The 20088-nt window shown below is 68.3% G+C and carries 17 protein-coding genes; 12 read left to right on the forward strand and 5 right to left on the reverse strand.

The window, feature by feature from the left end; genetic code table 11:
• The first annotated feature begins 96 nt into the window (after positions 1–96).
• From ACPPVQ_RS06980 to ACPPVQ_RS06995, 4 genes are read left to right on the forward strand one after another with little or no spacing between them, the layout of a single operon-like run.
• On the forward strand, positions 97–1011 hold the full coding sequence (locus tag ACPPVQ_RS06980) for a sulfurtransferase (protein WP_426519991.1): 915 nt from the start codon (positions 97–99) through the stop codon (positions 1009–1011).
• 51 nt (positions 1012–1062) lie between these two features.
• Positions 1063–2133 carry a PLP-dependent cysteine synthase family protein gene (locus ACPPVQ_RS06985; RefSeq protein ID WP_426519993.1) on the forward strand — a complete coding sequence of 357 codons (1071 nt, stop codon included), beginning with the start codon at positions 1063–1065 and terminating at the stop codon, positions 2131–2133.
• Positions 2134–2162: 29 nt separating this feature from the next.
• Positions 2163–3464, forward strand: a complete 1302-nt coding sequence (locus ACPPVQ_RS06990) for an NtaA/DmoA family FMN-dependent monooxygenase (RefSeq protein ID WP_426519995.1) — start codon at positions 2163–2165, stop codon at positions 3462–3464.
• A 1-nt stretch (position 3465) separates the two neighbouring features.
• Positions 3466–4929 carry an aromatic amino acid ammonia-lyase gene (locus tag ACPPVQ_RS06995; RefSeq protein WP_426519997.1) on the forward strand — a complete coding sequence of 488 codons (1464 nt, stop codon included), beginning with the start codon at positions 3466–3468 and terminating at the stop codon, positions 4927–4929.
• Positions 4930–4934: 5 nt separating this feature from the next.
• On the opposite strand, the gene ACPPVQ_RS07000 is transcribed toward ACPPVQ_RS06995, so the two are convergent.
• Positions 4935–5453, reverse strand: coding sequence for a GNAT family N-acetyltransferase (locus tag ACPPVQ_RS07000; protein WP_426519999.1), 519 nt, complete (start codon positions 5451–5453; stop codon positions 4935–4937).
• A 223-nt stretch (positions 5454–5676) separates the two neighbouring features.
• Between ACPPVQ_RS07000 and ACPPVQ_RS07005 the strand changes: the two genes are divergently transcribed.
• The 3 genes from ACPPVQ_RS07005 to ACPPVQ_RS07015 are packed head-to-tail and all read left to right on the forward strand — an operon-like array spanning position 5677 to position 8332.
• Positions 5677–6564, forward strand: a complete 888-nt coding sequence (locus ACPPVQ_RS07005; RefSeq protein ID WP_426520001.1) for an ABC transporter substrate-binding protein — start codon at positions 5677–5679, stop codon at positions 6562–6564.
• 2 nt (positions 6565–6566) lie between these two features.
• A complete protein-coding gene (locus ACPPVQ_RS07010) occupies positions 6567–7556 on the forward strand; it encodes an amino acid ABC transporter permease (RefSeq protein ID WP_426520003.1) in 990 nt (329 codons plus the stop codon).
• A 23-nt stretch (positions 7557–7579) separates the two neighbouring features.
• The gene (locus ACPPVQ_RS07015; RefSeq protein WP_426521171.1) at positions 7580–8332 is read left to right on the forward strand and encodes an amino acid ABC transporter ATP-binding protein; all 753 of its coding nucleotides are present in this window, start codon (positions 7580–7582) and stop codon (positions 8330–8332) included.
• Positions 8333–8439: 107 nt separating this feature from the next.
• Here the strand turns inward: ACPPVQ_RS07015 and hrpA are convergent, their stop codons facing one another.
• Positions 8440–12309: an ATP-dependent RNA helicase HrpA gene (gene hrpA, locus ACPPVQ_RS07020; RefSeq protein ID WP_426520005.1), complete on the reverse strand. Its 3870-nt coding sequence runs from the start codon at positions 12307–12309 to the stop codon at positions 8440–8442.
• Positions 12310–12434: 125 nt separating this feature from the next.
• Between hrpA and ACPPVQ_RS07025 the strand changes: the two genes are divergently transcribed.
• The 5 genes from ACPPVQ_RS07025 (at position 12435) to ACPPVQ_RS07045 (ending at position 18420) form a co-directional block, all read left to right on the forward strand.
• Positions 12435–13994, forward strand: a complete 1560-nt coding sequence (locus tag ACPPVQ_RS07025) for a long-chain-fatty-acid--CoA ligase (protein ID WP_426520007.1) — start codon at positions 12435–12437, stop codon at positions 13992–13994.
• Between the two features lie 51 nt (positions 13995–14045).
• Positions 14046–14456: a hypothetical protein gene (locus tag ACPPVQ_RS07030; protein ID WP_426520009.1), complete on the forward strand. Its 411-nt coding sequence runs from the start codon at positions 14046–14048 to the stop codon at positions 14454–14456.
• A gap of 146 nt (positions 14457–14602) precedes the next feature.
• On the forward strand, positions 14603–15199 hold the full coding sequence (gene msuE / locus ACPPVQ_RS07035) for an FMN reductase (RefSeq protein ID WP_426520011.1): 597 nt from the start codon (positions 14603–14605) through the stop codon (positions 15197–15199).
• Entirely contained in the window at positions 15196–16518 is a 1323-nt protein-coding gene (locus tag ACPPVQ_RS07040) for an aminotransferase class V-fold PLP-dependent enzyme (protein ID WP_426520013.1), read from the forward strand. Before msuE ends, ACPPVQ_RS07040 begins: the two co-directional genes overlap by 4 nt.
• Before the next feature lie 57 nt (positions 16519–16575).
• Complete coding sequence (locus tag ACPPVQ_RS07045) at positions 16576–18420, forward strand: thioredoxin domain-containing protein (protein ID WP_426520015.1); 1845 nt, start codon at positions 16576–16578, stop codon at positions 18418–18420.
• Between the two features lie 31 nt (positions 18421–18451).
• On the opposite strand, the gene ACPPVQ_RS07050 is transcribed toward ACPPVQ_RS07045, so the two are convergent.
• The 3 genes from ACPPVQ_RS07050 to ACPPVQ_RS07060 all read right to left on the reverse strand — a co-directional run bounded on the left by ACPPVQ_RS07050 (position 18452) and on the right by ACPPVQ_RS07060 (position 20046).
• Positions 18452–18787: a hypothetical protein gene (locus ACPPVQ_RS07050; RefSeq protein WP_426520017.1), complete on the reverse strand. Its 336-nt coding sequence runs from the start codon at positions 18785–18787 to the stop codon at positions 18452–18454.
• An 85-nt stretch (positions 18788–18872) separates the two neighbouring features.
• Entirely contained in the window at positions 18873–19766 is an 894-nt protein-coding gene (locus ACPPVQ_RS07055; RefSeq protein WP_426520019.1) for an aminodeoxychorismate lyase, read from the reverse strand.
• A 4-nt stretch (positions 19767–19770) separates the two neighbouring features.
• Complete coding sequence (locus tag ACPPVQ_RS07060) at positions 19771–20046, reverse strand: acylphosphatase (RefSeq protein WP_426520021.1); 276 nt, start codon at positions 20044–20046, stop codon at positions 19771–19773.
• Positions 20047–20088 lie beyond the last annotated feature (42 nt).

The following is a 20088-nucleotide window of genomic DNA, read 5'->3' on the forward strand; positions in this document are numbered from 1 at the left end:
TCGGTACAAGCCCGCCAGCTCGAACGGGCGGGCACGTACCGAAGTGGCGGGCACACTCCTGCATGGGCACGGGCACGACCGCGAGAGGATAGGAGGGTGCCCATACTGATCCAGGCTGACGAGCTCGCCGCCGAGCTCGCGACATCCACGCCACCCCGCCTCCTCGACGTCCGCTGGAAGCTGGGCGGCCCACCTGGACGCCCGCTCCACGCCGCAGGCCACATCCCGGGCGCCGTGTACGTCGACCTCGACACTGAGCTGGCGGGCCACGGCCTCCCGACCGACGGGCGGCACCCGCTCCCCGATGTCGCCGTGCTCCAGGCGGCCGCTCGTCGCTGGGGTCTCAACCCGGGCGAAGCGGTCGTCGTCTACGACGACCTGTCTGCGCTGTCCGCGGCGCGCGCCTGGTGGCTTCTGCGGTACGCCGGCCTCAGCGACGTGCGGGTACTCGATGGTGGGCTGACGGCCTGGATCGGCGCCGGTTTCGAGCTGGAGTCGGGCGACATCGTGCCCCAGCCGGGCACCGTCGAACTCAGTTACGGCCACCTCCCGGCACTCGACGCGGATGCGGCCGCAGCGCTCGCCCGCGACGGCGTGCTCCTCGACGCGCGGGCGGGAGAGCGTTACCGCGGCGAGGTCGAGCCGATCGATCCTCGCGCCGGCCACATCCCGGGCGCCGTCAGCGCCCCCACCACCGACAATCTCGGTGCGGACGGCCGCTTCCTGCCGGCGGACGTTCTCGCGGCACGCTTCGCGGCGCTCGGCGTCACGGCGGATGCTCCGGTCGGCGCCTACTGCGGCTCCGGCGTCACGGCGGCCCACGAGGTCCTCGCACTCGAACTCGCGGGCTTCGACGGCGCAGTGTTCCCCGGCTCATGGTCGGCATGGTCGAATGACCCGGAACGTCCGGTCGCCTCCGGCACCTCCGGCACCCTCGGCACCTCCGGCACCTCCGGCACCTCCGGCACCTCCGGCACCTCCGGCACCCCCGGCACGGCACCGCCGGTGTAACACGGGGCAACAGCCCTATGCCCGAACTGCGAGCACGCCTAATGTCAACGCATGACCACTGTGGACGCACATCCGGACGAGCGGCCCTTCGGCCTGCTCGCTTTCGGTGACCTCCACGACCAGAGGGCGGTGAGTGCTACGGACGGAGTCCTCGATTCGGCGGCCGCCCTGATCGGCAACACGCCTGTGGTCGAGTTGCATTCGCTCACGCGCGGCCTGCCCGGTCGCGTGCTGGTGAAGCTGGAATGCCGCAACCCGGGCGGTTCGTCGAAAGACCGGGTGGCGCTCAACATGATCCGCACCGCAGAGGCGACTGGCGTGCTCCTGCCCGGCGGCACGATCGTCGAAGCGACCTCCGGCAACACGGGCATCGGGCTCGCGCTCGTCGGCCGCCTCACCGGGCATCCGGTCGTCATCGTGCACAGCGCCGACATCTCCGACGAGAAGCGCGCCGTTCTCACGGCGTACGGTGCGCGCCTCGTCGAAGCCGACTGGGAGGCAGAGCCGAGCAACCCGGCGAACCCGCGTGCCGTCGCCGACCGCATCGCAGCGGAGACGCCGGGGGCGTGGCGTTCGTCCCAGTTCGAGAATCTCGCCAACCCGCACGCGCACTACCAGTCGACCGGGCCCGAGATCTGGCGCCAGACCGCGGGAACGGTCACCCATTTCGTCGCGTCCATCGGTACCGGCGGCACGGTCAGCGGCGCCGGCCGCTTTCTCAAGGATGTGAGCGCGGGTGCCGTCCGCGTCATCGGAGCGAACCCCGCAGGTTCGACCTACGCCGGCGACGCACCTGGACAGATCGTCGTCGACGGTGTCGGGACGAGCTGGCCGCGCGAACACTGGCCGTCGACATTCGACCGGGATCTCGTCGACGACGTGCAGACGGTCGACGACCGCACTGTCTATGCGACCATCCACCGGCTCGCGGCGGAGGAAGCCCTTCTGCTCGGCCCGTCGTCCGGGCTGGCCGTCGCCGTCGCGCTCCAGCAGGCGGCCACGGCCGACCCGGGCGCGGTCATCGTCGCGATCGCCCCCGACGGCGGCATCAACTACCTGACCAAGGCGTACAACCCGGTGTGGCTGGCGAAGGCCGGGCTCACCCCATCCGACGACCAGTGACAACACACAGTGACGAGTAGTTTCTCACCATGACCCTTCTGCATTTCGGCTGGTTCCTGGGTGCCGGTTTCGGCGTCCAGGGCTGGGGCGACCCCACGTACGGCATCGGCTACGACTGGAAGCAGCCGCAGGTCTACCAAGACGCGGCGAGGCTGTTCGAGGCGAGCGGTTTCGACCTGTTCATCATCGAGGACGGCGTCGCGGTGCCCGACACGTACGGCGGGACAGCGGAGGTCAACCTCGCCAACGCCCGGTTCGTGCCGAAGCACGACCCGCTGCCGCTGGTTCCTTACCTGTTGGGCGCAACGCAGCACCTCGGGATCGTTCCGACCCTGAGCGCCAGCTTCTACGAGCCGTTCACGGCGGCGCGACTGCTCGCCACCCTCCAGCACTTCGCGGGAGGCCGCCTCGGGTTCAACGTCGTGACGAGCGGCTCCGACCTCGCGGCCCAGAACTACGGGCTCGACAAGCAGGTCGAGCACGACCTGCGCTACGACCGGGCCGACGAATGGGTCGACGTCGTGCGCCGGCTCTGGCGAAGCTGGGATGCCGACGCCGTGCTCGAGGACACGGAGCGCGGGGTCTACGCCGACTTCACCAAGGTTCGGCCGATCAACCACGAAGGACAGTTCTTCCGCGTGCGTGGTCCGCTGAACACGGTTCCGCCGGTGGAGGAACCGGTGATGGTGCAGGCCGGTGCGTCGGGCCGCGGCCGGGATTTCGCAGGGAAGAATTCCGACGTCATCCTGGCTCTCGCATCCACTCCCGACCGGATGCGCGACTACCGCGACTCGATCCGTGAGGTCGCGGCCGCGAACGGCCGGGACCCGGATGCGGTGAAGGTGCTGTTCGTCGTCAATCCTGTGGTGACTGCGAACGCCGAGGAGACCGCGACGGTGAAGGCCGCTCGCGCCGAGCTGACCCAGGCGGCGATCGATGAGGCGCTGCAGTCGATCTCGTACCTGTCCGGCGTCGATTTCAAGACGTTCGACCTCGATGCTCCGCTGCCGGCGGTGACGACGAACAGCAACCAGGGCACCCTCGACAATTTCGTGAAATCCGCACCGGAAGGGTCAACGCTGCGGGAGATCCTTCAGGTGCGCGCACGCAAGGACGGCCTGGCGATCGTCGGCACTGCCGACGAGATCGCCGATCACCTCGGCGAACTGGGGGAGGCGGTCGGCGGCGACGGTTTCCTGTTCACCGGCCAGGTCCATCCGGCGCACGTGCACCGCACACTCGACCCGCTTGTGCCCGCGCTGCGGCGCCGTGGTCTCATCCGCACGGAATTCGGCGGTTCCGGTCTCCGCGCCAACCTGCTGGAGTTCTGAGGTGACGGCGGCGATCGTCACGCTGGGGGCCGCTGCTCCGACGTCGGCCGACCTCGTCGCGATCGCAGACGGGGCGCGCGTCGAGATCGGCGCGGATGCCCGTGAGGCGATCGAAGCATCCCGCGCGGTCGTCGACGCGGCCATCGCCGCCGGCCGACCGGTCTACGGACTCAACACCCGGCTCGGCGCCGGCCGCGACGACCGGGTCGACGACGATGACCTGCTCGACTTCCAGAGGCTCGTCATCGCTAACCACCGTGGAGGCGTGGGCGACGCGCTCGGCGAGCGGCAGTCCCGTGCGCTGGTCGCCGCCCGCCTCATCGGCTTCACCCGCGGCGGTTCCGGCGTGCGGTCGCAGCTCGCGCAGGCGTACGCCGACCTGCTGAATGCACGCGTCCATCCGGTCATTCCGTCCAGGGGCTCCGTGGGCGCGGCCGATCTCACCCATCTGGCCGAGGTGGCCGCCGTCGTCACCGGGAGCGGGCGGGCTTTCATCGACGGCGTGGTCGCGCCGGGAGACGAGGCTCTCGCCGCCGCCGACCTGACACCGGTGGTGCTTGCCCCGCACGAGGGACTCGCCGTGCTGAGCTCGAACGCGTACAGCATCGGCGTGGGCGCCCTCGTGCTCTCGGGGCTCGCGACGCGGGTCGGAGTGTGGGATGGGGTTGTCGCGCTGGCGCTCGAAGCTCTCGGGGGCGCCAGTCCCGCGGGCAACCTGAGCGCATTCAGCGCGGAGGTGGCGGATGCGCGTGGCGGCTCCGGCCAGCGAGCGTCGGCTGGGGCGTTGCGGGCGGCACTCGAGGGAAGCGCCCTCACGGCATCCGATCGAACGGTGACGGTTCAGGACCCGATCGCGTTCCGCACGGTTCCCCAGATCCACGGTGCGCTCCGCGAAGCGATCGACCGGGCGCTGGGAGAGATCGACCTCGAACTCGCCGCACGATCGGACAACCCGCTCGTCGATGCAGCCACGGGGCGGATGATCTCGGGCGGCAACTTCCAGGCGATCCCGCTGGCGCTCGCTCTCGAGAACGTCCGGCTCGCGTTCGCCCACGTCGCTTCGGCGACCGAACGCCGTATCTCGGCGCTGTCTGCCGCACTCACGCCCGCGCGGCGGGAGGGACGGACGCGGGTGCCGGGGCTGCTCGCCTACTCCGCGGCCGCGGCGCTCGCCGAGGTGAGGCAGCTCGCCGCTCCCGCGACACTCGGCGTGACGACGCTGTCGGGGGTGGAAGACCACGCCTCCCTCGCGCCGCTCGCACTGCAGCTGCTCGAGCGTTCGGCCGCGCTCACCGACGAACTGGCCGCAATCGAAGCGCTCCACGCCGTCGACCTGCTGGGCGTGACCGGTGTGCGGCCGGCGGGTGCAGGCACGCGCGAACTCTTCGGACGTGTCGAGGAGGCGGTCGAATCCGGCATCCCGGCAGCAGAACTCGTGCCGGTTGTCGTCGCATCCCTTGCCTGACCCGGCTACAGGGAGTCGCGCAGGTCTTTCTCGAACGAGAGGTAGCCGATCGCTTCGTAGTCGGCGTCGAGGTCGAAGAGGGGTGTGTAACCGAGGGCGAGATAGAGGGCGACCGCTTCGGGCTGGCGCGCGCCGGTCGTCAGCTCGATGCGACGGATGCCGCGCGAGGCCGCCTCGGCCTCGAGTTCGGCCATGACCCGCCTGGCAAGACCTTTGCGACGATGCCCGGAATGGGTCCATACGCGCTTCACCTCGACCGTCTCGTCGTCGATGCGCATGAAGGCACCGCCCGCGACGGGGGCGCCGTCGACGAGGAGCAGGAGGAACACCCCGCCCGTCGACTCATGGAAGCGTTCGGCGGGGTAGCGGGACAACTCCGCGGATGACGGGATCCCGTCGTTCAGGCCGTAGCGTTCGTCGTATTCGCGTGACAGTTCGTCGACGAGTGGCGCCGCAAGCGGGTCGTCCGGACTGGAATGCACGACGGTCGCCGTCGATGCGAAATCGTTAGGCAAAACAGGCACCCATAGACGATATGTCGGGCTCGTGCGCGTGACAACATGGAATCTTCACAGTTCGTCACGCGGCGTGGGCTCGCAATGCAAGATATCGCGAAATCTGGTGGAAATCTCGGTGAAAAGCTGCGTTGCGCGCGTGATTTGGGGTGATTGTCAGCGCCAGCGCTGAGGTAGGCTCCACTCACCGCGATTCTCACGAACCCGTCACCAAGAGAAGGAATACATACACATGCGAACCCGTTATGCGGCTCCCGCACTGCTCGCTGTCGCAGCGCTCGCGCTGACCGGCTGCGTCGACAACTCGACCCCCTCGGGCGGCTCCACCGCGACGTCCAGTGTCTCCAAGGATGCCGCTGCCGCAGCTCTCCTGCCCGACGCGATCAAGAAAGCCGGCGCCATCACGGTGGGCGTCGACGCGACCTATCCGCCCAACGAGTCCAAGGACGCGAACGGCAACGCCGTCGGCTGGGACATCGACCTCTTCAACGCCGTCGCCCAGAAGCTCGGTGTCACAGCCAAGTACGACATCGCAGGCTTCGACACGATCATCCCGAACATCACGGGTGGCAAGTACGACGTCGGCGTCTCCTCGTTCACCGACACCGTCGAGCGCGAGAAGCAGGTCGACTTCGTGAACTACTACTCGGCCGGCATCCTCTGGGCTTCCCAGAAGGGCAAGACGGTCGACCCCGACAACGCGTGCGGCCTCAAGGTCGCCGTCGAGACCGGCACCACCGAAGAGCAGGACGAGATCCCCACCAAGTCGAAGGCGTGCACCGCCGCCGGAAAGCCGGCGATCCAGATCCTCAAGTTCGACGGCCAGGACCAGGCGACCAACGCCGTCGTGCTCGGCCAGGCCGACGCGATGAGTGCCGACTCTCCGATCACGGAATACGCGATCGCCAAGTCGAACGGCAAGCTCGAGGTCGCCGGCAAGACTTTCGAGGTGGCTCCGTACGGAATCGCCGTCAACAAGGGCTCGAAGCTGACCGATGCGGTGCAGAAGGCGATGCAGTCGCTCGTCGATGACGGCACCTACAAGAAGATCCTGGACAAGTGGGGCGTCGCCGACGGCGCACTGTCCACGATCACGATCAACGCGGCCTCCAAGAGCTGACAATGACCACCAACGGTCATGGCGGTGCGGCGACGGGCACGAGCCCGTCGCCGCACGGCTCCGACATGTCGCAGCCCATCAAGGCGGTGAGACTGCGCCACCCGTGGCGCACGGTCATCGCGATCATCATCATCATCTACCTGGTGGCGTTCATCTGGGATGCCGCGCACCGGTCGGCCTTCCAGTGGGACGTCTTCGCCAAGTACCTCTTCGACCAGCGCATCTCGGCAGCAGCGGTCAACACCATCCTGCTGACCGTGTACTCGATGATCATCGCTGCCGTCCTCGCGCTGATCCTGGCGGTCATGCGTCTCTCCGACAACCCTGTCTTCAAGAGCGTCGCGTGGTTCTACCTGTGGATCTTCCGCGGTACACCGGTATACGTGCAGCTCGTCTTCTGGGGTCTGCTGTCGGTCATCTACCCGACTCTGTCGATCGGTCTGCCCTTCGTGCAACCGCTCGTCGCGCTGCCGACACAGGGGACCCTCAACTTCTTCACCCTGGCGGTCATCGGCCTCGGCCTGAACGAGGCCGCTTACCTCGCTGAAATCATCAGGGCCGGCATCCTCTCGGTCGATCGTGGCCAGGAAGAGGCTGCGACCGCGCTCGGGATGAGCTGGAGCCAGACGATGTGGCGCGTCGTCATCCCGCAGTCCATGCGCATCATCATCCCGCCGACGGGCAACGAGGTCATTTCAATGCTGAAGACCACGTCGCTTGTGACTGCGGTGCCATACAGTTTCGACCTGTTCACGCGCTCGCGGGACATCGCGAGCACCCTGTTCGCGCCCATCCCGCTGCTCGTCGTAGCGTCGGTCTGGTACCTCGCGATCACATCGGTCCTGATGATCGGCCAGTACTTCCTCGAGAAACGCTTCTCGCGCGGCATCGGGGCGCGCCGCGCCGACAAGAACGACGAGCCGGTCGTACTGCCTCCGGTCATGCCGACGATGGATGGCGCAGCGGGAATCGACCTGGGAGGAAAACATTGACCGCGACCCCTGACGCCACGCCGATGGTCGAATCCATCGCCGTCTCGAAGAGTTTCGGCTCCAACCAGGTGCTGAAGAGCATCTCACTCGTCGTGAAGCCGGGAGAAGTGCTCTGCATCGTCGGCCCGAGCGGATCGGGAAAGTCGACCTTCCTGCGCTGCATCAACCACCTGGAGAGCATCGATGCCGGCCGGCTCTCGGTCGACGGCCAGCTCGTCGGGTACCGCCAGAAAGGCGACAAACTCTACGAGCTGAAACCGAAAGAATCCGCACGGCAGCGTCGTGACATCGGCATGGTGTTCCAGCGGTTCAACCTGTTCCCGCACATGACGGCGCTCGAGAACGTCATCGAGGCCCCGATCAGGGTCAAAGGCGTGCAGAAGGCGAAGGCCGTCGCCCGGGCGGAAGAACTGCTCACGCGCGTGGGCCTCGGCGACAAGGGCGACCATTACCCGGCGCACCTCTCGGGTGGCCAGCAGCAGCGGGTCGCGATCGCACGGGCGCTCGCCATGGAGCCGAAGCTGATGCTGTTCGATGAGCCGACATCCGCGCTCGACCCCGAGCTCGTCGGCGAGGTGCTCGACGTGATGCAGGGACTCGCGAAGTCGGGCATGACCATGATCGTGGTCACCCACGAGATGGGCTTCGCGCGCGAAGTCGCGGACTCGCTCGTCTTCATGGACGGTGGCGTCGTCGTCGAGTCCGGCGACCCGCGTGAGGTCCTGTCGAACCCGCAGCAGGAGCGCACCCAGGCGTTCCTCTCGAAGGTGCTCTAGCGCACAGTGTCGCAGTGTCTTAACCCTGAGGGCCGAGGGTGACTGTCCCGGTCGAGTGTGCCTGTTTCAGCGGGCACGCTCGACCGGAACGGGCACGTTCGACCGCTTCAGCCCTCCAGGACCTTGCGGATGCGCTGTAGCGAGACCGTCTCGGCGGTGCCGAGCGACTGGGCGAACAGGCTCACGCGGAACTCCTCGAGCATCCAGCGGGCGTGCACCAGCGCCGGTGGCGATCCCGGTGCGGGCGGGATGCGTCCGCCCGCATCGGTGTACATCGCGGTCGCGGTCTCGACCTGGGTCATCCACGCGCGGTCGCGGGCCGGATTCGTCGGCAGGGCGGCCATCCGCTGGCTGATGCCGTTCAGGTAGCGCGGCAGGTGCCGCAGCTGCTCGAGACCGGTCGCCGACACGAACTCCGGGTAGACGAGTCCGGCGAGCTGCCCCTTCGCGTCATTCAGCGCGGACAGGAAGGTCAGGCTGGTCGCGCCCGAGATCGCCTTGTCGGCGGCGCGGGCCGCGGTCAGGATGCGCGTGACCAGTGCGACGGTCTCGAACATCGAATCCATGACGATCGCCGAGACGCGGTCGCGCACCGCCTCGAACTCTGCCCGCATGAAGAGCTGCCCGTCGGGCTTCATGCGGTAGAGCACGCTGTCGACGACGGCGAGCAGGCAGTCGTCGAAGAGGGCTTTGGTGCTGGGGTACGGACTGGCCGCGAGGGTGAGCTTCTCGTTCGACGTCAGATGCTGCTGCACGTAGGCGACAGGGGAGGGCACCGCGGCGAGAAGAAGGCGCCGCACGCCGCCCGGCATCGCCGCTGCCTGGTCGGCAGGCGTGCCCATCAGGCGGATGCTCACACTGGCACCGTCGTCGACGAGCGCCGGGTAGGCGCGGATCACGTTCACGCTCCCGCCTGGGCCTTTCTGCTCGGTGTCGAGGAAGCGGGGGAGTTCCTCGAGATCCCACGTGGTGAGGCCGCTGCGCTCGATCGCGTTCGGCGTGCGGGCTTCGGCGACCCGAACCACAGACTCGCGGGCACGGGAGCGCAGGCGTTCCTGCAGCTCCGGCAGGTCTTTGCCGGAGGCGACGACGCGGCCGCGTTCGCCGATGACGTCGAACGTCGGCCGCAGGTGACCTGGCACGCGGGCGAGGTCGAAGTCCGATCCGGAGACGCGGGAACCGGTGAGCCTGCTGATCACGGCGGCGAGGGTGTCGGGGAGGGATGCTGCGGGGCGCTCGCCGTCCTGGGCGCGCATCCCGGCCGTGTCGGCGAGCTCGCCGAGCAGCCGCCGCGCCCAGTCGGCGGCGGGCACGACGAGACGCCGGATCGATTTGGGCAGCGACTTGATGAGCGCGGTCACGAGATCCTGTCGCAGGCCGGGGACCTGCCAGTCGAACCCTTCAGCACGGAGACCGGCGAGCAGGGCGAGCGGCACCTGGACGGTCACTCCGTCGTCGTCGGCACCTGGTTCGAAGCGGTAGCGGAGCGTCAGCCGCTGGTCGCCCTGCCGCCAGACCGGTGGGAACGCTTCGTCGTCGACCGGGGCCGCGTCCTCAGCGAGCAGCGCCTCCTGCGTCATCGTCAGCAGCTCGGGCGTCTCGGCGCGGGCTTTGCGCCACCAGCCCTCGAAACTGCGCGTGGAGACGACGTCGGCGGGGATGCGCCGGTCATAGAAGTCGAAGACGGACTCGTCGTCGTTCAGGATGTCCCGGCGCCGCGTGCGCTCTTCGAGTTCGCGCAGTTCGGACCGGAGCGCGCGGTTCGCCCGGTCGAATGCCTGCTTCGAGTCCCACTCGCCCTCGAGGAGGGCATGTCGGATGAAGAGTTCGCGCGAGAGCTCCTGGTCGATGCGCGCGTACTGCACGCGCCGACGGGGGACGATCGGCACACCGAACAGGGTGACGCGCTCGTAGGCGACGACAGCGCCCTGGTTCTTCTCCCAGTGCGGCTCGCTGTAGCTGCGTTTGCAGAGGTCGCCGGCGATCGGTTCGGCCCAGGCGGGGTCGATCGCTGCGTTCATGCGCGCGAACAGCCTGCTCGTCTCGACGAGTTCGGCACTCATCACGGCGTTCGGCTGCCGCTTGGCGAGCGTCGAGCCCGGGAAGATGACGAACTTCGCCTGCCTGGCTCCGATGTACTCGGCGCTCCGCGATTTCGGACCGGCCTTCGCGGCTCCGGGGCGGCCACCGCTGCTCGCAGTCGCGTCCTTGATACCGATGTGCGACAGCAGCCCGGCCAGGAGGGATTTATGGATGCCGTCCGGGTTCACGCTCGCCTCGCCGATCGTGAGTCCAAGCGGTTTCGCCAACTGCCGCAGCTGTCGGTAGACGTCCTGCCATTCGCGCACGCGCAGGAAGTTCAGGAACTCGGCCTTGCAGAGCCGCCGGAACGCACTCGACGAAAGCTCCCGCTGCTGCTCCTCGAGGTAGTTCCACAGGTTGAGGAGTGTGAGAAAGTCGCTGGTCGGGTCGGCGAACCGAGCGTGGAACTCGTCGGCGGTGCCGCGCCGTTCGACCGGACGCTCGCGCGGATCCTGGATGGTCAGCCCGGCGACGATCGCCATCACTTCGCGACTCGTCCCGTGGCGCTTCGACTCGACCACCATGCGGGCGAAGCGCGGGTCGATCGGCAGCTGCGCCAGCTGGCGTCCGATCCGGGTCAGGACGGGGTCGCCACCCTTCGTCGACACGACCGCGTTCAGTTCGGCGAGCAGGTCGAGCCCGTCCTTGATGCCGCGAGAGTCGGGCGGCGTCAGGAACGGGAAGGCGGCGATGTCACCCAGACCGAGCGAGATCATCTGCAGGATGACGGCGGCGAGGTTCGTGCGCAGGATCTCGGGTTCCGTGAACTCCGGGCGCTTCTCGAAATCCTCCTGGGAGTACAGGCGGATGGCGATGCCATCGCTGGTACGCCCCGAGCGCCCGGAGCGCTGGTTCGCCGACGCCTGCGAGATGGCTTCGATCGGAAGGCGCTGGACCTTGGCACGCACGCTGTAGCGGCTGATGCGCGCGGTTCCGGCATCCACCACGTACTTGATGCCGGGAACCGTGAGGCTGGTCTCGGCGACGTTGGTGGCCAGCACGATGCGACGCCGCACCCCGGCCACCTGCGACGGCTGGAAGACGCGGTGCTGCTCCGCGCTCGAGAGACGCCCGTAGAGAGGGAGGACCTCGGTGAACGGAAGGTTTCGTCCGCGGATGGCGTCAGCAGCATCCCTGATCTCGTTCTCGCCGGAGAGGAACACCAGCACGTCGCCGTCGGACTCGCGGCGCAGTTCGTCGAGGGCGTCGTTGATGCCCTGCAGGTAATCCCGATCACTCGACTCGACGGTCTCGCCGTCTTCGTCCTCCTCGATCTCGCCGACCAGAGGGCGGTAGCGCACCTCGACCGGGAACGTGCGGCCGGAGACCTCGATCACGGGCGCAGGCGTGCCATCCGCGGCGGCGAAATGCCGCGCAAAACTCTCGGGGTCGATCGTCGCCGAGGTGACGATCACCTTCAGGTCGGGCCGTTTCGGCAGCAGCTCCCGCAGGTAGCCGATCAGGAAATCGATGTTCAGGCTGCGCTCGTGTGCTTCGTCGATGATGATCGTGTCGTACTTGCGCAGCATGCGATCGCGATGGATCTCATTGAGCAGGATTCCGTCGGTCATCAGCTTGATGCGCGTCGACGCCCCGACCCGGTCGGTGAAACGCACCTGATAGCCGACGAGGCCCCCGACATCCTCGCCCAGCTCTTCGGCGATGCGCTCGGCGATCGTGCGGGCGGCGATGCGACGGGGCTGCGTGTGCCCGATGCTCTCCCGACCCAGTTCGAGGCAGATCTTCGGCAGCTGGGTGGTCTTGCCCGAGCCGGTCTCACCGGCCACGATTACGACCTGGTTGTCGCGGATGGCGCGCGCGATCACCTCTCGCTTCTGGCTGACCGGAAGCTCGGGAGGAAAGTGAAGGCGGGCGGGGGAGACCGTGGAAGACATGAGCCTTCCATTCTATTTGCTGGGAAGGCGGCGTGCCGCGGACGAGGGAATTGCTGTGCGGGGCGCGCGGGCGTAGCGTTCATCCACACGCCACGTGCGACTCGAGTCGATGGAGACATGAGAATATGACGAATACGGGATATGCGACCATGTCGGTCGCGTCGATCCTCGCCGAAACCGCCAGACGGATGCCCGACAACGTGGCGCTGATCTTCGGTGAACAGCAGATCACCTACGGCGAACTCTGGGACCAGACCCTCGGCTATGCCGGGGCGCTCCGGGCCCGCGGGATCGGGCCGGGCGACGCGGTAGCCCTCCTTGTGCCCAACGTGCCGGACTTTCCGCGGGCGTACTACGCCATCCTGTCGCTCGGTGCGGTCGTCGTGCCCGTCCACGCGTTGCTGAAAGGCGAGGAGATCGCCTACGTGCTGTGCGACAGCGGCTCGAGGCTGCTGATCTGCGCGGCGCCGCTGCTCGCCGAGGGCGCCAAAGGTGCAGCGATCGCGGGGATCGAGACCCTGTCGGTACTGGTGCCGGATGACATGCTCGCCCAGGCCCCGTTCGCGCGTCTCGAAGACGAAGCGCGCGCCGCCCGGCCGATCGACGCCTACGTGCCGCGCAGCCCATTCGATACAGCCACGATCCTCTACACGAGTGGGACGACGGGCAAGCCGAAGGGCGCGGAAGGCTGCCACTTCTCCCTCGTCGAACAGGTCAACACGCTCGCGGCCGGTGCGCTCGACGTCGTCGCTGAGGACCGCATCCTCGGCTGCCTGCCGCTCTTCCACACGTTCGGGCAGACCTGCGTCATGAACCTGGGCTTCCGCGTCGGGGCGGCGATCGTGCTCGTACCGAAGTTCGACGGAGCGACGGCGCTGGCCCTGCTCAACGCGCACCGGTGCACGGTCATGACGGGCGTGCCGACGATGTACATCGCGCTGCTCGAGGCGGCCAAGTCGAACCCGGAGCGGCCGCCGCTGCGATACGGGATGTCCGGTGGCGCCGCCATCCCCGTCGCCGTGATCGAGCGGATGAAAGCGGTCTACGGCATCGACGTGCACGAAGGCTACGGACTCACCGAGACGTCGCCTGTCGCAACCTTCAACCACCGCGGAAAGCCGACGCGCGTCGGAACGGTTGGCCAGCCGATCTGGGGTGTCGACGTCGAGATCGCCGACGCCGAAATCGACGACCACATCGAACTGCTCCCGCGCGGGGAACTCGGCGAGATCGTCATCCGCGGGCACAACCTGATGAAGGGGTACCTGCACCTGCCGGAAGCCAACGCCGAAGCGATCGTCGACGGGTGGTTCCGCACGGGCGACCTCGGAACGAAGAGCGACGACGACTACGTCACCATCGTCGACCGCAAGAAAGACATGATCGTGCGCAACGGCTACAACGTGTACCCGCGCGAAGTCGAAGAGGTGCTGTCGACGCATCCGGCCGTTGCGATGGTCGCCGTGTTCGGCGTCAGCCATGACACCCATGGCCAGGAGATCATGGCGGCCGTGACCCTGATGCCAGGGCAGACCGTTGACCCCGGCGACCTCATCGCATTCGCGCAGGAACAGGTCGCTGCATACAAGTACCCGCGCCGGGTCGAGATCCTCGAAGTGCTGCCCCTCGGGCCGAGTGGCAAGGTGCTCAAGCGTGAGTTGGTGGCGCGCTTCGAGACCGCTTAGCGTCGGCCGCACCTTGCCCCCGATGGCCGGCTGCGACGATAGGCTCGCGACGTGCGCATAACGACGACGGTCAACAAGGTCATCTACATCCTTGTCGGCGAGGTCGTGGTGCTTGCCCTGAACTCGATCGTGATCTACAACGTGGTGCCGCCCGTCGTCGACCTGATCGCCGTGTTCGTGCTCAACTTCGTGTACGTGTTCATCGGCGTGCGCACCTTCCGCGGGCCGGGCGAGGATGTCGCCGCGCCCAGGGCCTGGTGGCGGGCGACGGCCCGGCCGTTCGCGGGCTTCATCATCGGCGGGATCGCCTCGGTGCTCGCGCTGATCTCATTGCTGGGGGCGCTCGCTGCGCCGCCGGAACAGTCCGGCACCGCCGCCGTGGTGTGCGTCGGCTGGGCGCTTCTCGCCGCCTACTACCTGAGCTCGTCGTTCCGCCTGCGCGCGCTCGACCAGCCCGAGTAGCCGCGCCGCCGCGCGCAGGTGCCCGTGCTGCAGCGCGTGCACGCGTTCAGAACCTGAGCGCTCGCGGCCCGGGACGCCCCGCGGCTCCTTTACGCTGTGTGTCGGGCGGGCTGGCACCCGCCACCGCCCAGGTCTACCGTCGACTCATGTCCCAGCCATCGACCGCCCGACCGCTCCGTGTCGTTGCCGTCTCCGGCAGCCTGCACACTCCATCCCGCACGACCGCCCTCGTCAAGGAGATCGTCGCCGCTTTCGGGCGCGAGCTGCCGATCGACGCGCACTTCATTGAGGTCACCGAGATCGGTGCGGAATTCGCCGGCGCCCTGCGCCGCGACCAGCTCCCCGACTCGGTCGAGGCCGAACTTCAGCGCATCGAGAGCGCCGACCTCCTGATCGTCGCCAGCCCCGTCTACCGCGCATCGTTCACCGGCCTCTTCAAGCACCTCTTCGACTTCGTCGGCCAATACGCGCTCGTCGACAAGCCCGTCCTCCTCGCGGCGACGGGGGGATCCGACCGCCACGCCCTCATCATCGAGCACCAGTTCCGGCCGCTGTTCGGGTTCTTCCAGGCGCTGACCCTTCCCATCGGCGTCTACGCCAACGACTCCGATTTCTCGAACCACCAGGTCTCCAGCCTCGACCTCCACGGGCGCATCGACCTCGCTGTGGCACGGGCGCTGCCGCTCATCCGACTGAGTGTCGCCGGGTCGGAGTCGATCGCACAGTACCTGGGCGGACGATGAGCACCGCCGACTGTCCGCTGCTCCCGGTGATCGGCGGCGACCTCCAGGTTCCCCTCGTCGACGGGAGCGAGACCCGTTACGTGAACCTCGACTACGCGGCGAGCTCGCCTGCGCTCGAGGCGGTCGCCCGCCACGTGACCGACGTGCTGCCGCTGTATGCGAGCGTGCATCGCGGCGCGGGTTATGCATCCCAGGTGTCGACGGCAGCGTACGAGCACGCCCGCCGCGTCGTCGGCGACTTCGTGGGCGCACGCCAGGACGACCTCGTGATCTTCACCCGCAACACGACGGACTCGATCAACCTGCTCGCCTCGGTCGTTCCCGGTGAGACGGTCGTTCTCGACATCGAACATCACGCGAACCTCCTCCCGTGGGTGAAAACGAACGCCCGCATCGTGAAGGCCGGTGACACCCTCGAGGAGACGCTGAAGCGGGTGGATGCGGAACTCGCCTCCCGCCCCGCCGCACTTCTCGCGGTCACCGGCGCAAGCAATGTCACGGGGGAGACCCTCCCGCTGCGCCGGCTGGCGACGATCGCGCACCGGCACGGTACGCGTCTTGCCGTGGATGGCGCGCAGCTGGTTCCGCACCGCCGCGTCTCGATCGCGTTCGACGGGGTCGACTACCTTGCCTTCTCCGGGCACAAGACGTATGCGCCGTTCGGCTCCGGCGTGCTGGTCGGTCGCCGCGACTGGCTCGATTTCGGCGAACCATACCTGCGAGGCGGCGGTGCCGTGACCCAGGTCGGCCTCGATTCGGCGACCTGGCGCACGGGGCCGGCGCGACACGAAGCCGGCTCGCCGAATGTCATCGGCGTCACTGCCCTCGCGCGCGCGATCCAGGAGCTCTCAGCGCTCGACATCCGCGAGTGGGAGTCGCACGAGCACGCCCTGCGCGACCGCCTCGTCGACGGGATCGGCGGGCTGCCGGGGGTGCGCATCCACCGCATCTTCCCCGACGCGGCGGATGCTGTCGGCGTCGTGAGTTTCACGGTCGACGGGGTCGACTCCAGACTGCTGGCGACGGCGCTCTCGGCGGAGGCGGGCATCGGTGTCCGTGACGGAAAGTTCTGCGCGCATCCGCTGCTGGAGCGTCTCGGCATCACCGGTCCGGCCGTGCGGGCGAGTTTCGGCGTCGGGAGCAGGCTGTCGGATGTCGACCTGCTGATCTCGGAGCTCTCCCGTTTTCTTGCGGAAGGTCCGCGCTGGACCTACGAGTTCGTCGACGGCCACTGGGTCGCCATCGACGACGCTCGTCCGCGCCCGGACTGGGCCCCCGAACTCGAGGCCGACCAGGGCTATTACGGCTGCGCCGCCTGACCTGCGCATCACCTGCGCGTCACCTGCGCCTGACGGGCCGCCGACTACGCTGGGTGGATGGCCAACCGGCTCGCATCCGCTATCAGCCCGTACCTGCGTTCCCACGCCGACAACCCCGTCGACTGGTTTCCGTGGGGGCCCGACGCCTTCGCGGAGGCCGAGCGCCGCGACGTCCCCGTCCTGATCTCGATCGGCTACGCGACCTGCCACTGGTGCCACGTGATGGCGCGCGAGAGTTTCAGCGACCCGGAGCTCGCCGCCTACCTGAATGAGCGCTTCGTCGCGATCAAGGTGGACCGCGAAGAGTACCCGGAGGTCGACGCGAGCTATCTGTCGGCGGCGAGCGCGTTCACCGGCAACCTGGGCTGGCCGCTGACCGTGTTCGCGACGACCCGCGGTCGCGCGTTTTTCGCGGGAACGTATTTCCCTCCCGTCCCGGTGGCCGATCGCGCTTCGTTCCACCAGGTTCTCGAGGCGGTCTGGGATGCGTGGTCGACGCGGCGTGCGGAGGTCGAGGACAACGCAGCGAAGGTCGTCGAGGCGATCCGTGCCGCATCCGCCGCGGCGACCGCGGCCTCCGACCTGCCGTCGGCTGCGCCCCTGGACCGCGCCGTCGACCTGCTGGCGGGTTTCGAGGATGAGGAGTTCGGTGGCTTCGGGGGTGCGCCGAAGTTCCCGATCGCGCCGGTGCTCCGCTTTCTGCTCTCCCGCGACCGCGGTGCCGACCTGGGCACGCGGACGCTCGAGCGCATGGCCGCGTCGCCGCTGCGCGACCCGGTCGAGGGCGGTTTCTTCCGTTATGCGACGCGGCGCGACTGGGGTGAGCCGCACTATGAGCGCATGCTCTACGACAACGCCCTGCTGCTCGACGCGTACACGCGGGCCTGGCAGCGCACCGATGCCGGGTGGGCCGCGACGGCAGCCGACGGGATCGCCGGTTTCCTGCAGACGGTGATGCGGCGTGCGGGCGGCGCTTTCGCGTCGGCGCAGGACTCGGAGTCGGTCATCGACGGCGTGCGCGTCGAGGGACGGTATTACGCGGCGACGGCGGAGGAGCGGCGGATGCTCGAGCCGCCCGCCGTCGACGGCAAAGTGCTGACCGGATGGAACGGCCTCGCCATCGCAGCCCTGGCCCGCGCCGGGTTCGCCTTCGATCGTTCCGACTGGTCGGCCGCAGCGCGCCGCGCGGCCGATTTCCTGCTCGACCGTCACCGGCGCCCGGACGGAACCCTGGTCCGGGCGTCTCTCGACGACCGGACGTCGGATGCGTTCGCCACCCTCGAAGACTACGGCGGCCTGGCCGGCGGCCTGCTCGCGCTCGCCACCACGACGGGTTCCGTCGACGACGCCGCCGCGGCCCGTGATCTGGTCGACCTCGCGATCGCCGCGGGCCCGGTCGGCACCGAGCCGTTCGGCGCCCCGGGCGGCTCCGACCCGGTTCTCGACGGCAATGGGATGGCCATCCGCATCGACCCGTCGGAGGGCGCGTATCCGTCGGGCCTGACCTCGATCGCCGCAGCAGCCCATACCCTGTACCTGCTCACCGGCGAGCGGCGGTATGAGCGCGCTGCCAGGGAAGGCATGGGTGTCGTCGCCGCTCCGGCGCTCGACAACCCGACGGCGTTCGGCGCCGCGCTGGAACTGATGTCTGCACTCGCAGACGAAACGGAGCAGCTGGTGGTGGTGACCGAGGGCGAGGATTCGCTCGGCCTCGTCGCGGCGGTCCGGCGCCGGGCATCCGGACTGGTGGCGGTGGTCACGGGAGCGCAGGCGATGTCGTTCGCTGCCGATGGGTTCGACCTGTTCGAGGGGAGGATCGCGGTGGATGCGCATCCGACCGCGTACGCCTGCCGCGACTTCGTCTGCCGGATGCCGGTGCAGAACCCGGCCGCGCTCCGCTAACTGTGGCGCGGCCTGCGCTCGCCCACGCCGCTCAGCGGGTGTCGAGCCGGTCGAGCAGGGCCCAGACCGCTGTGCTCAGGTCAGGGTGATCGAGCGCGATCTGACGCAGCAGCTGGTATTCGAACCGTACGAGCGTCGTCCTGCTCGATGTCGGGTGGTGTGCCCGTGCCCGCTCCTCCCCGAGGCCGTAGGCATCGATCGCGTCTTCACGGAGGGTGTTGACCACCTGCTCGTCGACGCTCGGAAGGTCCGGGATGAATTCCCACGGATCGTCGCCCCGGCGACACCGGAACTCGATCACGGCAGACAGTTCGTCGCGTGCCTGCTGGCGCAGGACTTCGAGGCTGGTGGGCACGTGCTCCGACACGGTCGTCCTCCTCGTACGCGATCGTCGTCTGTCAGTCCGTCCAGCCTACGTGCCTGAGCCGACAGGGCAACCCCGTCGCGGCGGGTCAGTGGGTGCGCGAGAGGAGGTAGGTGTTGAGCTCTGCGGCGAGGTCCGCGTCGACCTGGAAGTCTCTGCCGTCGAGGTTCGTGATCGGTGAGGCCTGCCGAACGCTCGACACCAGCCAGAGCGCGTCGGCGGCGGCCAGCTCGTTCGCCGGGATGTGCTCGTACGCCGTCTCGAATCCGCGCGCGTCGAAGAACTCGAAGACGCTCGCCTGCGTCGTTCCGGCGAGGATGCCCTGGTCGGTCGCCGGTGTGCGCACGCGGTTGCCGTTGCGCACGATGACGTTCGACGTCGGTCCTTCGAGGGCATAGCCGTCGGAGCTGACGAAGATGACGTCGTCGGCTCCGCGACGTGCTGCTTCGCGCAGTGCTGCCCGGTTCGCCGCGTAGGAGAGGGTCTTCGCGCCCTGCAGCAGCCAGGGCGAGGTCTCTGCGACGTCGTGGCGGTAGCCGCGGTCGAGGCTCACGACCCGGATACCTTCGCGAGCTGCCGTGAAGTCTTCACCGGTGTCCACGTACACCCAGCCGGTGGGCGTACCGGTTCCCTCGACGCCCCTGGTCATGATCAGCTTCGCGAAGAGTTCGCGCTGCACACCGTGCTCGAGCTGGTGCGCCTCGATGCCGGCCAGGACGGCCAGACGCCACACGTCGGTGTCGGGTTCGGGCATGTCCATGAGTTCCGCTGAATGCTTCAGCCGTGCCAGATGGGGCTCGAGGGCCTGTGGATGCCCTGCGACGACGCTGATCGTCTCGAAGAAGCCGTCGCCGCGGGTGATCCCGAGGTCCATGACGTTCACGTGGGGCGATGAGGCGTCCGCTTCGACGAATCCGTTGTCGTCGGTCGGCGCGGATGAGGTCGCAGGATGGGTGAGCAGGAGCAGCGTCGCGGTGTTCATCTGTTTATTGTCTCGCGATGATGCGGAAACCGTCATCGCCGACGGGTTCGAGGTCGGTGACGTCGACGGCCGTCACCTGCGAGCCGGGGGGTCCGTCGGACAGCCATGCCAGCATCCGCAGGACTGCAGCCGGCTCGCCTTCTGCTTCGACCTCCACCGCTCCGTCGGCCCGGTTGAAGGCGAAGCCCACCACTCCGAGCTTGCGCGCGACGTCGCGCGCGCTCCAGCGGAACCCGACGCCTTGCACGACACCGGTGACCACGATGCGTTTGCGGATCATCGAACCATTGTCGCCGACAGGCCGTTCGATGCGACCGGTGCC

This window comes from Leifsonia sp. McL0618 (assembly GCF_049994905.1).
In the GTDB taxonomy this organism is placed as follows: Bacteria; Actinomycetota; Actinomycetes; order Actinomycetales; family Microbacteriaceae; genus Diaminobutyricibacter.